At 54.4% G+C, this 14648-nt stretch carries 17 protein-coding genes; 9 read left to right on the top strand and 8 right to left on the bottom strand.

Annotated features, from left to right (window positions below; translation table 11 throughout):
* Positions 1–131: 131 nt before the first annotated feature.
* Positions 132–464: a DUF805 domain-containing protein gene (locus DFP90_RS13330; RefSeq protein ID WP_245957070.1), complete on the top strand. Its 333-nt coding sequence runs from the start codon at positions 132–134 to the stop codon at positions 462–464.
* A gap of 87 nt (positions 465–551) precedes the next feature.
* Here DFP90_RS13330 and DFP90_RS13335 read toward each other — a convergent pair whose 3' ends face one another.
* Positions 552–3005, bottom strand: a complete 2454-nt coding sequence (locus DFP90_RS13335) for a GcvT family protein (protein ID WP_115936995.1) — start codon at positions 3003–3005, stop codon at positions 552–554.
* A 107-nt stretch (positions 3006–3112) separates the two neighbouring features.
* Between DFP90_RS13335 and DFP90_RS13340 the strand changes: the two genes are divergently transcribed.
* The 5 genes from DFP90_RS13340 (at position 3113) to DFP90_RS13360 (ending at position 8023) form a co-directional block, all read left to right on the top strand.
* Positions 3113–3988 (top strand): LysR substrate-binding domain-containing protein, encoded by an 876-nt coding sequence (locus tag DFP90_RS13340; RefSeq protein WP_115936996.1) that lies wholly within the window; start codon positions 3113–3115, stop codon positions 3986–3988.
* A 454-nt stretch (positions 3989–4442) separates the two neighbouring features.
* Positions 4443–5744 carry an O-acetylhomoserine aminocarboxypropyltransferase gene (locus DFP90_RS13345; protein ID WP_115936997.1) on the top strand — a complete coding sequence of 434 codons (1302 nt, stop codon included), beginning with the start codon at positions 4443–4445 and terminating at the stop codon, positions 5742–5744.
* The gene (locus tag DFP90_RS13350; protein WP_115936998.1) at positions 5744–6553 is read left to right on the top strand and encodes an alpha/beta fold hydrolase; all 810 of its coding nucleotides are present in this window, start codon (positions 5744–5746) and stop codon (positions 6551–6553) included. Before DFP90_RS13345 ends, DFP90_RS13350 begins: the two co-directional genes overlap by 1 nt.
* A 110-nt stretch (positions 6554–6663) precedes the next feature.
* Positions 6664–7569 carry a hypothetical protein gene (locus tag DFP90_RS13355; protein ID WP_115936999.1) on the top strand — a complete coding sequence of 302 codons (906 nt, stop codon included), beginning with the start codon at positions 6664–6666 and terminating at the stop codon, positions 7567–7569.
* A gap of 16 nt (positions 7570–7585) precedes the next feature.
* A complete protein-coding gene (locus DFP90_RS13360; protein ID WP_115937000.1) occupies positions 7586–8023 on the top strand; it encodes a hypothetical protein in 438 nt (145 codons plus the stop codon).
* Between the two features lie 11 nt (positions 8024–8034).
* Here the strand turns inward: DFP90_RS13360 and DFP90_RS13365 are convergent, their stop codons facing one another.
* Positions 8035–8643, bottom strand: a complete 609-nt coding sequence (locus tag DFP90_RS13365; protein WP_115937001.1) for a DJ-1/PfpI family protein — start codon at positions 8641–8643, stop codon at positions 8035–8037.
* Between the two features lie 97 nt (positions 8644–8740).
* Here DFP90_RS13365 and DFP90_RS13370 point away from each other — a divergent pair, with 97 nt between their 5' ends.
* The 3 genes from DFP90_RS13370 to DFP90_RS13380 all read left to right on the top strand — a co-directional run bounded on the left by DFP90_RS13370 (position 8741) and on the right by DFP90_RS13380 (position 11436).
* Positions 8741–9712 (top strand): GlxA family transcriptional regulator, encoded by a 972-nt coding sequence (locus DFP90_RS13370; protein WP_218044673.1) that lies wholly within the window; start codon positions 8741–8743, stop codon positions 9710–9712.
* Between the two features lie 170 nt (positions 9713–9882).
* Positions 9883–10626, top strand: a complete 744-nt coding sequence (locus DFP90_RS13375; protein WP_218044674.1) for a substrate-binding periplasmic protein — start codon at positions 9883–9885, stop codon at positions 10624–10626.
* A gap of 78 nt (positions 10627–10704) precedes the next feature.
* Complete coding sequence (locus DFP90_RS13380; protein ID WP_181905345.1) at positions 10705–11436, top strand: substrate-binding periplasmic protein; 732 nt, start codon at positions 10705–10707, stop codon at positions 11434–11436.
* Between the two features lie 15 nt (positions 11437–11451).
* On the opposite strand, the gene DFP90_RS13385 is transcribed toward DFP90_RS13380, so the two are convergent.
* The 6 genes from DFP90_RS13385 to grxC all read right to left on the bottom strand — a co-directional run bounded on the left by DFP90_RS13385 (position 11452) and on the right by grxC (position 14643).
* Positions 11452–11826: a hypothetical protein gene (locus DFP90_RS13385; protein ID WP_115937005.1), complete on the bottom strand. Its 375-nt coding sequence runs from the start codon at positions 11824–11826 to the stop codon at positions 11452–11454.
* 52 nt (positions 11827–11878) lie between these two features.
* Complete coding sequence (locus DFP90_RS13390) at positions 11879–12334, bottom strand: metallophosphoesterase family protein (RefSeq protein WP_115937006.1); 456 nt, start codon at positions 12332–12334, stop codon at positions 11879–11881.
* A gap of 27 nt (positions 12335–12361) precedes the next feature.
* On the bottom strand, positions 12362–12949 hold the full coding sequence (locus tag DFP90_RS13395) for a hypothetical protein (RefSeq protein ID WP_147301008.1): 588 nt from the start codon (positions 12947–12949) through the stop codon (positions 12362–12364).
* 102 nt (positions 12950–13051) lie between these two features.
* Positions 13052–13588, bottom strand: a complete 537-nt coding sequence (ahpD, locus tag DFP90_RS13400; protein ID WP_115937008.1) for an alkylhydroperoxidase, AhpD family — start codon at positions 13586–13588, stop codon at positions 13052–13054.
* Positions 13589–13767: 179 nt separating this feature from the next.
* Complete coding sequence (locus tag DFP90_RS13405) at positions 13768–14319, bottom strand: peroxiredoxin (protein ID WP_115937009.1); 552 nt, start codon at positions 14317–14319, stop codon at positions 13768–13770.
* A 72-nt stretch (positions 14320–14391) separates the two neighbouring features.
* The gene (grxC, locus tag DFP90_RS13410; protein ID WP_245957071.1) at positions 14392–14643 is read right to left on the bottom strand and encodes a glutaredoxin 3; all 252 of its coding nucleotides are present in this window, start codon (positions 14641–14643) and stop codon (positions 14392–14394) included.
* Positions 14644–14648: the final 5 nt, after the last annotated feature.

A 14648-nucleotide genomic window follows, 5' to 3' on the forward strand; every position in this document is an offset into this window, starting at 1 on the left:
GGCGGGGGCTATGGATATTGCTGTTGCCAAACAAAGATCATGTTGGTACGGGACATTATTGAAATTAATAAGCCAGAAGGGGTTTTCTCATGGGGTTTGGTGAAGCTATCAGCACCTGTTTTCGGAAATATGTGGATTTTTCGGGCCGTGCCCGCCGCAGCGAATATTGGTATTTTACTCTCTTTTACGTCATCATCTCTGTCATTCTGGGCGTGGTGGAATCGGCGATTGAAACCCAGATTCTCAGCCTGATCGTTGGTTTGGCATTCTTCCTGCCAAGCCTTGCCGTGTCGGTGCGCCGCATGCACGATATTGATCGCAGCGGCTGGTGGGTTTTGATCGGTATTGTCCCGTTGATTGGCTGGATCGTATTTATCATTTTCTGTTGTACGGACAGCAAAGATCCCAACCGTTTTGGCGAGAACCCGAAAGGGATGACTGCGACCGGGGTTGCTGCGGGTTAAATGCAGGAATTGCCGCTGAAAAGTCGGGAAAAGGGGCGCGATTGATCGCGCCCCTTTCCAGTTTCACCTGGGTTATGAAGATCCGGGTCAGCTTTTGACCCGCTCCATCTTGGGATCATAGAAAGGTGCGAACTGAACCTTGGCCCGGTGGCGCTGCCAGGCGACTTCCACTTCAAAAATGCCACTATCAAGCCAGTCCTTGGTGACACCCTCGTCGCAGCGGACATACCCCATGCCGAGGGATTTGTTCAATCGGTGTCCCCACATGCCGGAGGTAGTGGATCCCACCAGGACGCCATCCCGGTAGATGGGCTCTTCGTGATACAGCAACGGCGCGTCCGCCCCGTCCTCTTCCATGCAGATCTGGACCAGGCGGCGGGCGGGCGTGCCCTGATCTCTGGCGCGCATCATGGCATCCCGGCCGATGAAGCCGCCTTCTTTTTCATAGGCGACGGCAAAACTAAGGCCCGCCTCAATGGGATTATCCTCGTCCGCGATGTCATGGCCCCAATGGCGGTAGCCTTTTTCGACCCTGCAGGCGTTGAGCGCGAAATAGCCTGCATGTTTGAGGCCGTGGGCACCGCCCGCCTCAACCACCCGGTCATAGACATGGGTGGCAAATTCGGCCGGCATATAAATCTCCCAGCCCAATTCGCCAACAAAGGTAATGCGGCTGGCGCGGATTTTGGCGTAACCCAGCTCCAGCTCCTGTGAGGAGCCAAAGGGGAAGGCCTCGTTGGATAGATCCGCACCGGTCAGGTCCTGTAATAATGCGCGGCTGTTCGGACCCATCAGGCCGATCATCGGCATGCCGGAGGTGACATCGGTCAGGAAGGCATGGGCGTCATCGGGGATATGGCGTTTTAGCCAGGTGAAGTCGCGGGTCTGGACCGCGCCGCCGGTGACGATCAGATATTGATCCTCGGCAATGCGGGTGACGGTCAGGTCGGATTCTATGCCGCCGCGTTCGTTTAGAAACTGGGTATAAACCATTTTGCCGATGGGGACATCGACCTCGTTGGCGGCAATCCGGTTCAGCACCTTGCAGGCGTCTTTCCCCTGCAAGAGGAATTTGTGAAAGCTGGATTGATCAAACAGGCCGACAGCATCACGGACTGCCCGGCATTCAGCTCCGGTATAGTCAAACCAGTTTTGGCGGCCGTAGGAATATTCCATCTTTGCTTCGACACCGGCCGGCGCGAACCACATAGGCCGTTCCCAGCCCGCTGTCTCGCCCATACAGGCATTCTGGGCGGTGATCCTGTCATGCAGGGCGGTTCTGCGGGCATCCCTAGCGGTTTGATACTGGTAAAACGGCCAATGCATGGCATAGAGCAGGCCCAGCCCCTCTACCGTTCGGTCATGCAGATAATTTTTGTTCGACTGAAAAGATGTGGTCCGGCGGATATCCACATCGGACAAGTCCACAGGGGGATGGCCGTCGCGGATCCATTCGGACAGAACCTTGCCAACCCCGCCGGAGGACTGGATGCCGATGGAGTTGAAGCCGGTGGCGACAAAAAGATTGTCCACTTCCGGCGTTTCGCCCAGCAGATAACGGTCATCCGGGGTGAAGCTTTCCGGCCCGTTGAAGAAAAGCGAGATGCCGGCTTCCGCCAGCGGCGGATAGCGGTTGAGCGCCGCTTCCAGGATCGGTTCGAAATGATCGAAATCCTCAGGCAGGGAATCGAAGGAGAAATCCTCAGGAATGCCGTCCATGCCCCAGGGTTTGGCGACCGGCTCGAAACAGCCCAGCAACAGTTTGCCCGCATCCTCTTTGTAATAGGCGCATTCGTCAGGCACGCGCAGGACCGGCAGATTGGCTTTGAGTTTTTCCATCGGCTCGGTGACGATGTAGAAATGCTCGGCGGCATGAAGGGGGACATTCACACCGATCCGGGCGGCCAGATCCCGGCTCCACATGCCGCCGCAGATCACCACCTTGTCGGCGCGGATCTCGCCCTGGTCGGTGACAACGCCAACCGCCTTGCCACCTTCTTTCAGGATCCTTGTGACGGTGACACCTTCCAGCACCTTGGCCCCCTGGGACCGCGCGCCCTTGGCCATGGCCTGGGTGACATCGATCGGGTTGACCTGACCATCGGCCGGCAGGAAGACACCGCCCACGGCATCTTCCACATTTAATTCCGGATAGCGTTCCGCGATCTCGCCGGTGGAGATGACATTCACCTCCAGTCCGAAATTCTTGGCCATGGAGGCGCCGCGCTTCAATTCCTCCAGCCGCTCGTCATTCAAAGCCAGCGAGATGGAGCCGTTTTGCTTGAAGCCGGTTGCCTGCCCGGTTTCCTCTTCCAGGCCCTTGAATAATTCAGCGGTATATTTCGCCAGCTCGGTCATGTTGCGGGTGGCGCGCAGTTGCCCGACCAGACCCGCTGCATGCCAGGTGGTGCCGCAGGTGAGTTGTTTGCGTTCCAAGAGGACCACATCGGTGATGCCGATCTTGGTCAGGTGGTAGGCTATGGAACAGCCGGCGACGCCGCCGCCGATAATGACCACATCTGCTTGATTGGGCAGGCTCATCTCTCAAAATCCCTGGATTTTAAAAATTCAGTACCGGTTTCCAGGATAAGTCCATTTCCTCTTTCTCATCTAATCGATATATTGGATAGAAAATATAGGTATCACCGATGAATTATTCTCGATTGCGCGCTTTCCACGCGGTAGCCCAGCATGGCAGCTATACAAGGGCTGCCCAGGCTGTGAATATTTCCCAGCCGACGCTGTCCGATCATGTGAAGGCGTTGGAGACGGATTACGGGGTGAAGCTTTTCAAACCCAAAGGGCGGGGCGTTGAATTAACGGCCCTGGGCGCGAGGCTGCTGGAGAAAAGCCGATCATTAATGGCGCAGGAAGCGGCCATAGACCGAATGCTGAGGGAGGCTGGCGATCTGGCCACGGGCCATCTGACGGTCGGCGCGGACGCCCCCCATAACATCATCCCGCTGCTGAGCGCCTTCAGCCGCCATTATCCGGGGATCGAAGTGGCCTTGAAAACCGGTAACACCGCCCAGATCCAGCGGGATCTTTTGGAGGGGCGGGTGGATGTGGCGGTTCGATCAGAAGCCGGATATTCGGAACGGCTGGTTTCCGAAGTTTTACAGCGGGCGGATCTGATTGCCTTTGTCAGTGTGGATGATCCCTGGGCGCGGAAAAACAGCGTGGAGCTCTCAGATCTGGTCGGGCGACGACTGATTGTCCGGGAACGGGATTCAGCCACCCGGACGGTCTTTGAACAATTCGTCTATTCTGCAGGGCTGACATTTTCCGACATGATGGAGATCGGCAGCCGGGAAGCTGTTAAGGAAGCAGTGGCCGCGGGATTTGGTGTGGGAATTATCGCCGACACCGAATTGGGGCAGGATGAGCGGCTGAAATCTATCGCAATACGAGGGTCGGAAATGGAAATTCTCGAATATATTGTATGTCTGAGAGAAAGACGCTCGGAAAAAGTAATCAATGCCCTTTTTGAACAGTTGGATAATTGGCCGGGCAGAGTGATCTGATAATGTCTTGAAAAGTAATAAATTTGTAACAGAGGATCGAAATCGGGGGCGCTAAGTGACTCTGAAAATTACCGAAATCAAGAAAAAAAATATGCGAATTGTTCGCTTTTTTGCTTTGACGCACGAAGAGATCACGGCTAACGTCCCTCTCGCAGGTAAGCAAGTTGAACAGGGGAACGAACTTAACAGCTCATCAAAGAGCTGAGGTTCGTGTTCAAAAGAGCTTGAGGGAGGGGGTCGCTGCGGCGACCCCTTTACTTTTTTAACAGTGATTAGCCCTCACGTGATTTTATTTCAAACATATGATCTATTGCGGTTTTTCGTTCGAAAACCAGGTTAATCCGCCTGTTTGCCGGTCGGGTGCCTTATTCCTCAAAAGCGATGTTGTAGACCGACCTTTCAGCCGTTACCCTCTTGTTCCGAATGATAAATCGAACGACAAAGAGCTAAGGCCATGATCGATCCGGATTTCCTTAAATTTGATACGCTTGCCCTGCATGCGGGCCAACAGCCGGACCCGGTGACCGGCGCGCGGGCAGTGCCGATTTACCAGACCACATCCTACGTGTTCGAAGATACCGATCATGCGGCGTCACTCTTTAATCTGGAACGGTCAGGCCATATTTATTCGCGGATCTCCAACCCCACGGTTTCGGTCCTTGAAGAACGCTTGGCTGCCCTGGAAGGTGGGGTCGGCGCGCTCTGCTGTGCCAGCGGCCATGCGGCACTGCATCTGGCGATTGTCACCCTGATGGGGCAGGGGGCGCATATTGTGGCGTCCAAGGCGCTTTATGGTGGGTCGATCAATCTTTTCACCCACACATTGCCGCGCTTTGGCATTACCACCACCTTTGTCGATCCGCGGGACCCGGAAGCCTTCCGGGCTGCAATCCGGCCTGAAACCCGTCTGGTGTTTTCTGAAATCCTGGGTAACCCGGGCCTGGATGTTCTGGATATCGAAAAGGTCGCGGCGGTCGCCCATGAGGCGGGATTGCCACTGATGATTGATGCGACCTTCAATACGCCCTACCTTTGCCGTCCGTTCGAGCATGGCGCGGATATCATCATGCACAGCGCCACCAAATGGCTTGGTGGACACGGTGTTGCCATGGGCGGGGCGCTGATTGATGGCGGCACGTTCGACTGGACTGCGTCCGACAAATTTCCGACCCTGACCGAACCTTATGCGGGCTATCACGGTATTGTCTTTGCCGAGGAATATGGTCCGGCCGGCTTTATCATGCGTGCGCGTGCCGAAGGGTTGCGCGATTTTGGTCCGGCTATGAGCCCGGCCAATGCCTTCTATATTCTGCAAGGAGTGGAGACCCTGCCCATGCGCATGGACCGCCATGTGGCCAATGCGCGCAAGATCGCGGCCTTCCTGGAAGGTCATGACGCGGTGGAATGGGTTAATTATCCGGGGCTTGAAAGCCACCCTGACCATGCACTGGCCCAGAAATATATGCCAAAAGGTCCGGGTTCGATCCTTTCTTTTGGCGTGAAGGGCGGGCGGGCCGCCGGGGCGGCCTTTATCGAGAGCGTGGAATTGTTCAGCCATCTGGCCAATGTGGGCGACGCCAAGAGCCTGGTTCTGCACCCGGCCAGCACCACCCACCAACAGCTGAGCCTGGAACAGCTTGCTTCCGCCGGGATCGGCGAGGACCTGATTCGCATGTCGGTTGGATTGGAGGATGTGGATGATCTGATCAATGATCTGGGCAAGGCATTGTATAAAGCATCGAAGAGGGCCGGCTGATGGAACTCACTATCCAGGGAACGAAGATTTTCGCCAATACCGGCGGTCAGGCATTTGATGCGGCCAAGCCGGTGATCATCCTGGTCCATGGCGCGGGCATGAGCCATGCAGTCTGGGGCCAGCAAACGAGATTCCTGGCCCATCACGGATTTTCCGTGCTGGCGATTGATCTGCCGGGCCATGGTCGCAGCGAAGGCGAGGCGATTGCTTCCATCGAAGGTCTTGGGGATTTTATCGCTGAGCTCATCCAGGAGAGCGGTGCCGAGAAGGCTGTGATTTGTGGCCATTCCATGGGCGCTTTGGCCTGCCTACAGACGGCTTCAAGCCACGGTGACAAGGTGGCGGGGTTGATCCTGTGCGGGATGGCGGCAAGCATGCCGGTGCATCCGGACCTGCTGGCCGCGGCGGAAGCCAACGATATCCGGGCGGCGAAACTGGTTGCCAGCTGGGGCCATGGCGGTCCTGCGCATAAGGGCGGCAATATCGCCCATGGTGTCTGGATGATCGGGGCGGCAATCCGTCTGATCGACCAGTCGAAGCCGGGTGTGCTTTTTGCGGACATGGCGGCCTGCAATGCCTATCAGGGCGCGATTGCCGCGGCTGGACAGGTCTCCTGTCCGGTGCTGATGATCCAGGGGACGTTGGACAAGATGGCCCCGCCGAAGGCGGCACAGCCGCTTTTGGAAGCCTTTGAGCATTGTGATCGGGCGATCATTGAAGGATCCGGCCACATGATGATGGCCGAAGCCCCGGATGCGACGCGTGAGGCGATTTTTGATTTTGTCGGCGAAATGAGCCAGCAGGGTTAAGCCCCGATCGCTTCCCTGAACGAGGGGCGCAATTCCAACTGCACCTTATGCGCGAAATATAGTATCATGCCCCTTTGATGGTTGTGTTTTTAACATCAAGGGGGCATATCATGACAGTCCGCGAAGACGATCCACATGATGTCGATGACGATGATCCATTGGAGATAGATGATTTCGATGCGGATGCCGGGTTTGGTGATGCGGGCCTGGATGATACAGACTTGGATGATGCCGGGCTGGAAGGCCCTGAATCGGAAGATGATTGGGGCCTTGAAGGAGCTGATGCTTCCGGTGCCGCCGATGCCGGTTTTGCCGATGCCGGAGAATTTGATCTTGGTGACGGGGAAACGGATTGGGGTGTCACGGATGGCTCCGCCGATTTTGGTGTCGATGCGGCAGACTGGGGCGAGGCGGATACTTCCGTGGATGCATCGGAGCCGGAACCGCAAGGACCCAATTGCGATCAGGCCCCGGCAGAGAGCCGAACGGTGTCTGTCGACGGGGGCGATGCCCGGTTTGATGTGACCAATGACGGATATCAGATGGTGCGTGGTCCGGGGCAGCTCGGTGGTGAGGAACATGCACGCTTTGAGGATTCCCGCGACGAGCAGGGCAATGATCTGAACGATTGCCCCGGCAACCTATCCAGCGGCTGGCAAGACGCCGTAGAGAGCCACCAGTCTTCGGCGGACAAATCCGGGATTGGCGCAACAGGTGATACGGGGGCGGAGAACCTCTGTGATGGCGAGATACCGGTCTCCGGGGAAAAAGGATACGGTTCCGCCGAAGGCATGAGCCATGATCATGAGCAGGAGCAAGGTTTGTCCGATCCCTGTGGGGGCGAGGCCTATTATGATGTACCGGACCAGGCAGAGGCCGATTTCAGTGAAGAAGTCATGTCTCAGGACCTGCCGGAGACCGGTGGCGGGCTGGATGGCGGCCTGTGTGATGGCGGTGATGATGATTTTTCCGGCACGGATGATATCTGCCTAGATGATGAACCAATGAGCTATTGAGCGGGAGAAGTGGGCTATGGCTGATGTCTCGGAAAGCCAGACGATGGCGACGGTAGATACCTTAACCGGTTTCAAAGGTGTTGTGGATGGTATGAAGGATCGCTTCTATCTTGGTAAAGGCGGTCATCGCAGGATTGAATTTTTGTTGGAACAGCAAAACCGCAAAACCGGGGAACGCCGGAAAATTCCTGTACAGATGGGAGGTTTGTTGGAATTCAGCGGTCAGGTGGGCAATGGGCATATTGTCGAGGTTTTTGGCGAAATGCGCGAAGGGGTCCTGCATGCTGATCACCTGGTGAATGTCTCCCTGAACAACAGTGTCCTGCGCCCGGAAAAACAATCCTCTCTGGTGCCGCGGCTGTTTGGTGGCATCGCGATATTCGGCATCAGCGCGTTCGTCGTAATTTTGCTCACGGTCATCGCAGGTTTTGTCTATCTGGCATCCATGATCTGATAGCAGGCTGATTACACCAGCCCGTGGATTTCGGCAAAGGGATCCCAGTCTGGATTATTGTGCCAGTCATATTCGGCATAAATAGCGGCCTTCTTGGCGCAATCCCTGCCGAATTTGCGTTCTATTACCGCAAGTGCCATATCCATCCCGGCAGAGACCCCGGATGAGGTCCAGTATTTTCCGTCCTCGACCCATCTTGTCTGCTTGATCCATTGGGTGTTTTTTCCCGTGCGGGCCACCCGGGAGAAAGAAAGCTTGTTGGTGGTGGCGCGTCTGCCATCCAACAGCCCGGCAGCGGCCAGCAGGGCGGAACCGGTACAGACACTCATCATCATGTCAGCGGTTTTTGCGCTTTCGTTTAACCAACCTAGCAGATCTTCATTCCGGATCTGATTGCGGATACCGGGACCGCCTGGGATCAAAAACAATTCTGCATCAAGGGCTTCTTTCAACAAACAATCGGTCATCACACGGGGGCCCTGGGTGCTGCCGACTGGACCTTGCTGTCCGCTTGTGATCGCAATGTTGATATCGGCATCCACTGAACCGAACAGCTCTAAGGGACCAAAGAGATCAAGCAGTTCAAATCCCGGAAAAACCAGCGCGGCCAGTTTGGTCATCTGTCATCTCCTCATTTGCATGAGTTTCTAGACTATCTCTGAGAGAGTTGGCATAAATGACAATAAAGACGCATATCATGCCATGAGGAGACGTTACTTGAAGCGAAGTGTGGTCTTTGTGATTTTCCCGGAGGTTAAACTGCTCGATGTGACGGGGGCCTTGCAGGTGTTTGCCGATGCCGGAAACCAGGAGGAGGGGGAGGATGTCTATGATATTTCGATCCTTTCACAGGCGGGTGGGATGGTCGCAACCGACAGCGTTATTCGGCTGGAAAGCGAACCGTTTGAAACTTGGCAGGGGCGTGAGATTGATACGTTGTTGGTCGCGGGGGGGATCGGCACGACCGTTGCCATGCAAGATAGTGCGCTGATTGGGGCGATTACATCCCTTGGGGCCCGAAGCCGCCGCGTGGGGTCCATCTGTTCCGGCAGTTTTCTCCTGGCGGAAGCCGGTTTCCTGGCGGGATGCCGTGCTACTACTCATTGGGATAGCTGCCGCTGGTTAGAGAGACGGTATCCGGATGTCACGGTGGAGGCGGATGCGATTTATGTGCGCGACGGGCGGGTCTGGACGTCGGCCGGTGTCACTTCGGGCATTGATATGGCCTTGGCCATGGTGGCGGAGGATCTGGGACGGTCGGAAGCCGTGCGATTGGCGCGGCAGTTGGTCACCTTCATGTGGCGACCGGGCGGACAATCGCAATTCAGCATCCCCCTGCAACAGCAGGTGAAAGATGCGACGGGGCGTTTTGATGCGCTGCATGACTGGATCCTTGAAAATCTGACGGCGGATCTACGGGTGGAGTCTCTGGCGGATCGGATGAATATGTCTTTGCGCACCTTCAACCGGCTTTATGTTGAAGATACCGGCCAAACCCCGGCCAAGGCAGTGGAAAACTATCGTCTGGAAGCGGCGCGCCAGCTATTGTCCGAAAGTCGTTTAAGCGTGGCGCGTGTGGCGGAAACGTGCGGCTTCGGGGATGATGAACGCTTGCGGCGCGCCTTTGTCCGGGTTTTTGGCGTGGCGCCCCGAGAATACCGGCAGCGCTTCCAGGCCAGTGTGGCCTAACGTTGAAAAGCGGTAAAAAAAACGAAAAACGGGCGGAAAAAAGATAGACGGATTGCGGTATTATAGCGCCTAATGATAAGGGCTGGTTTAATGAGATTCATGTGAAATATTTTTCTTATCAAAGACTTAAACTCAAAACTTGCTTGTTGCTGTTCTTGCCGTTTTATCTCTTGGCTTATCAATTGGCCTGGGCGGATGACGCGAGCTTAGGGAAGAGATATCTCTTTGTCGGGACGCATTTTGCCGAAATTCTGGAGGCCAACCCCGGTGGTCAGCCACAGGGACTGGCTGTTGAAGTGCTGGATTTGATTGAGCAGCGCACCGGTGATCGTTTCTTGGTTAGCATTCTGCCTTGGAAACGGGCGCTAACCCTGGTCCAGAAGGGCAATGCCCATGCCTTGATCGGTCCCTATAAAACTCCCGAACGCGAAGCGTTCCTCAATTATACACAGAACCATTTTTATGAAGACCGGATGGTCTTCATCGCCCGTGCCAGAGAGGCATTCGACTGGCGTGGTGATTTCCAGGCTGTTCAGGGAAAAAAGATTATCACCATCCGCGGCTGGGCTTATGGTCAGCGGTTTGAAGATAACCTCGATCTGATGAAGCCGCATGTGACTAACGATATTTTCCTCGCCATGCAGATGCTGTTGAACCGGCGCGGGGACTTGATCGCCGGCAACGAGCGCAACGCCATGGAAGCGATTCAGCAAAGTTTCGCAGATGAGAAAGTTATTTTCCTGGATCCGCCTTTCTGCTTGATGCAGGGCTATTTTGCATTTTCCAAAGCCAATGCCGAGCCGGAAATGCAAGATCGGTTCAATCGGGCGTTGGCAGATATCGTTACCACCGGCCAGCTTTTCCGATTGTGGCAGAAGCATGGACTCACCCATGCGGTTCTGCAGACGGATTGATCAATGTAAAATTAATAGTTGGCAAACTTTTTCTCGGTAGACTGGCCTTCGTACTGAATTTCCATCCGAGAGAAGCCAGTGAAGATTTTAACCGCGATTCTGTTTTTAAGTCTCTGTTTGAACTTCCTGCCGGCCAAGGCACAGGAGGTTCATTTTGCATTGAATCACTGGCCGCCTTTTGGCTTGACCGAGGGGGATCAGGAGGCGGGCATTGATATCGACATCGGTCGTGAAATCGCCAAAAGAATGCAATTCACGCTGAATGTACGCAAATGTCCGTTCAAACGCTGTCTGACGGAGATGGAAGTTGGGCTTTTGGACCTTCAGGCAGGAATCGCCCGGAACGAAGAGCGGGCAAAATACATGCATTATGCGGAAACGCCCTATCACCATGTGTCAGTGGTGTTCCATGTGCGCAAAGGCGAGGGCGAGCGCCTCACCCGGTATGAGGATTTGCGCGGTTTGCGCATCGGTGCCGTGGCGAAATCCCACTATTTCGATCCGTTTAACCATGATGAAAATCTGATTAAGATTGAAGTGCCCGAGGAAAAACAGCTTCCGGCCATGTTGGCGGCTGGACGGATCGATACCTATGTGGGCACCAATCCGAACGCTTCTTACGATGTGCTGACCAGAGGTTTCAAAGACAGGTTGGAACTGGCACCCTACCAGCCGGAAGCGGATGTTCCGGTCTATTTTGCCATTTCCAGGAAATCGCCCCTGATTTCACGAATTGATGAGTTGAATCAAGTGATTATCTCTTTGCATGAAGAGGGCGTGATAGAGGAAATCGTCGCAAAATACCGGTGAATTCCGACCGAGATATTAATCGATTATCTGGGGAAAAGGCGGTTGGCACTCAAAGGCGAGATTGACCGATGTCAGTGTTTTGATTGTTTCACCGATATCCTTGGCTTTTCCTGATAGCGTTAGCGGTTTTTGCTGATCGATTGCGCGCCGGATTTCAAGGTAGTTCAAATTCAGCATTGCGCTCAGGGCTTTTAGTTGTTCCGGTTTAAGCCTGTGCTCTACCATGATTTTGAGACGATAGAGTGTTTGGTCAAGCTCCAGAGCTGAAAAATACGTGGTGACAACCTGCCAAGCTGAACAGATTTCACAATACTGACCCTGGATCCTGCCTTCTATCCGATATTGGGTTATTGTCCCGCACGTGGAGCACAGATTGTTAGAGGCCGTCATTCATTCAGTCCCGATCATTCGCAATTATACAGCAGGTCGCAGGATGGGCATCTCAGGGCTTTATCATAATCGCGTTTTTCTGATTGGCCTCATAACAGCGGGGACAATAGAAATAATCATCCTCATGATCGGCCGCATCGGGAAAGCGTTTTGACTTATGCAACTTATCCAGAGGTGGAGAGCCCGGAAAACGTTCATTTTTCCGATAATTTATCTTAAGCCTCCGGCCGAGTTCAAACACTGCACCAGGCTCGTGATTCAACAGATCATCGTGCAGGTTACCATGCATAATGATCCAATGAATGAGAGCCTCAGTGCCATCGTCATATCGATGCAGGATAAATTGATCCTTGATTGAGGGATCGACAATTTCACATTCATCCTCGCACAAGTCGCTGAGACCGGGATAACCGGGATAAAATATAACAGAGTAATAGCGCTTACCATTTCTCCAGAGGATTCTGTAAACTTCAGTATCCTCTTCCCGTCCATGTTCAAGGACTCTCATTGCATCTTTCCATCTCTCCAGAATTCACTAATCCGACAGGTATTTTCCGGGAAAATGGCTTTGAAACAATGTGAAAGCCTCTGTGCCATCGGAAATATATTCAAACAAGAATGGAGAGGCGTTCTTGATTCCCATGGTAAGGCAACGGTCATATTCCCGCAAAACCCTGATCAAATCCCCCCGGGAGATGGCGACAATCTGAGAAGGAAACTTATTAAAATCATCCAACAGGATGAAGATGATTTCCCCAGCAATTTCCAGGACGCAGGAAAGGTTTGTTACTTGTGGATACAGTTCGGAAATCTTTTGCCACTCTCCTTCTGTTCTGGAGAGAAGATGGATAATGAATTCTGTGTGTTCTTTTCTAGGTGCGTAAACGTTCAACCAATAGGATATGACAGTTTCACCTTCTTTACTGCCGGATATACAGGGTTCCTGGGGGCTTATTCGAACTGGTGTTAACAGGCCTATCTCAGTCATGGAGTTCTGGGGCGGTTGCGGGACGAGAGGTGAGGTTGTAATGAGATTTTTGGCATCGCATGTTCTTGCTTCATCAAAAATATTCATTTCCAGGTCGACAACTGTGCGAGTTGGAGAGTAAATGCCCTCCTTCACATATGTATATGCGTTGTGAACCGATCATATACAACAAAGGCCGGGATATCCCGGCCTTTGTCTTGTCTGAATGCCCCTGCCGCATCAAAGGGGAAGTGCGGGTCAGGCGGCGTTCAGGGCATCCTCGCCGTCCAGGATGGCGGCGACCGCATGGATGATGGCAGCAATGCGGGCAGCCGCCTGGACCGCGTCGGCGCCCAGGCCGGCCTTGCGCAGGACCTGTTCATGGGAATCGATGCACAGGCCGCAGCCATTGACCGCGGAAACCGCCAGGGACCACAACTCGAAATCGACCTTGTCGACGCCGGGATTGGCGATGACATTCATACGCAGCTTCGCCGGCAGGGTCTGGTAAGTCTTGTCGGAAACTAGATGAATGAAGCGGTAATAGATATTATTCATGCCCATGACGGCGGCGGCGGCTTTGGCAGCGGCTTTGGCCTCATCGGAGAGATGCGGATCGGCCTCTGCAGCGGCGGCCTTGATCACAGCCGCATTGCGGCTGGCAAGTGCTGAGGCGAGCAGGGTGCCGTAAAGCTGTTGTTCGGAGAGTGCGGTCTCGCGGGAGATGGCGCCCAGGTTCAGTTTGATATCCTTGGCATAATCGGGAAGCAGGGCTTTGAGTGAGTCGAGGCTCATGGTTTTGCTCCTAAAAAACGGATGATGTAGGGCGCAATTTCCCTGTGGCGCGGAAAAATTGGCGCGCAGGATTCTGCGGATAAACTAAAAGGGGTAAAGGTCTGGCTGCTTTTTGTCCGGGCGGCCAGCGACCCGGTCAGGGCCACCGCCGAAACGGTGGCCCCTTGTCCGGATACCGATTAGGCAGCCAGGGTGTCACCGCCAACAGCGCGGTTGCACGGGCACAGCTCGTCGGTCTGCAGCGCGTCCAGAACACGCAGGGTGTCCTGCGGGTTACGGCCAACATTGAGGTTGGTGACGTAAACATGCTGGATCACATTGTGCGGATCGACAACGAAAGTTGCACGCAGGGCAACACCTTCCGGTGCGCGAACGCCCAGGCCGTCAACCAGGGAGCCATTGGTGTCGGCAAAAGACCACTGGTTCAGTTTGTCCAGGTCTTTATGGTCGCGACGCCAGGCCAGTTTGCAGAATTCGTTGTCGGTGGAACCACCGAGAACAACGGCGTCACGCTCTTCGAAATCTTCCGCCAGTTTGGCAAATTCAGCGATTTCGGTCGGGCAGACGAAAGTGAAGTCTTTCGGATAGAAATAGATGACTTTCCATTTACCTTCGAAAGACTGTTCGGTGATGGTTTCAAACGCGCTCTCGCCGTTTTCTTCGTGGCTGTTGAAGCCCGGCTTTACGCCCGTTACTTCGAATTCCGGCAGTACGTCACCAATACCCAACATGTGATATCTCCTTAAACTTGGGTTGAAAGGGAAAAACTAAAACTCGGGAAACCCCGGTTACGGGATCCTGATCTATTGCCCCAGCAGTTGCATAAATTCGGCGCGGGGCATCATTGAGAAATCGTCACAACCACCAATATGGGTGTCACCGACAAAAATCTGCGGTACGGTGGTGCGGCCGCCGGATCGCTGCTTCATCACATCGAACTTGTCCGGCTCGCCTTCCACATCGATCTTGCAATAGCTGACATTGCGCTTGCTCAGCAGCTTTTCCGCCCGCTGGCAAAAGGGGCAGTCCTGTTTGACATAAATATCAACCTGCATGATCT

This window comes from Aestuariispira insulae (assembly GCF_003385955.1).
GTDB lineage: Bacteria > Pseudomonadota > Alphaproteobacteria > UBA8366 > Aestuariispiraceae > Aestuariispira > Aestuariispira insulae.

What these genes read in the sequence shown, in the direction of transcription:
- ahpD (WP_115937008.1), bottom strand. Translation starts at nt 13,588, where the DNA reads ATGAGCCTCGACTCACTCAAAGCCCTGCTTCCCGATTATGCCAAGGAT.
- DFP90_RS13360 (WP_115937000.1), top strand. Translation starts at nt 7,586, where the DNA reads ATGGCTGATGTCTCGGAAAGCCAGACGATGGCGACGGTAGATACCTTA.
- DFP90_RS13355 (WP_115936999.1), top strand. Translation starts at nt 6,664, where the DNA reads ATGACAGTCCGCGAAGACGATCCACATGATGTCGATGACGATGATCCA.
- DFP90_RS13340 (WP_115936996.1), top strand. Translation starts at nt 3,113, where the DNA reads ATGAATTATTCTCGATTGCGCGCTTTCCACGCGGTAGCCCAGCATGGC.
- DFP90_RS13335 (WP_115936995.1), bottom strand. Translation starts at nt 3,005, where the DNA reads ATGAGCCTGCCCAATCAAGCAGATGTGGTCATTATCGGCGGCGGCGTC.
- DFP90_RS13390 (WP_115937006.1), bottom strand. Translation starts at nt 12,334, where the DNA reads ATGAGAGTCCTTGAACATGGACGGGAAGAGGATACTGAAGTTTACAGA.
- DFP90_RS13345 (WP_115936997.1), top strand. Translation starts at nt 4,443, where the DNA reads ATGATCGATCCGGATTTCCTTAAATTTGATACGCTTGCCCTGCATGCG.
- DFP90_RS13350 (WP_115936998.1), top strand. Translation starts at nt 5,744, where the DNA reads ATGGAACTCACTATCCAGGGAACGAAGATTTTCGCCAATACCGGCGGT.
- DFP90_RS13405 (WP_115937009.1), bottom strand. Translation starts at nt 14,319, where the DNA reads ATGTTGGGTATTGGTGACGTACTGCCGGAATTCGAAGTAACGGGCGTA.
- grxC (WP_245957071.1), bottom strand. Translation starts at nt 14,643, where the DNA reads ATGCAGGTTGATATTTATGTCAAACAGGACTGCCCCTTTTGCCAGCGG.
- DFP90_RS13385 (WP_115937005.1), bottom strand. Translation starts at nt 11,826, where the DNA reads ATGACGGCCTCTAACAATCTGTGCTCCACGTGCGGGACAATAACCCAA.
- DFP90_RS13365 (WP_115937001.1), bottom strand. Translation starts at nt 8,643, where the DNA reads ATGACCAAACTGGCCGCGCTGGTTTTTCCGGGATTTGAACTGCTTGAT.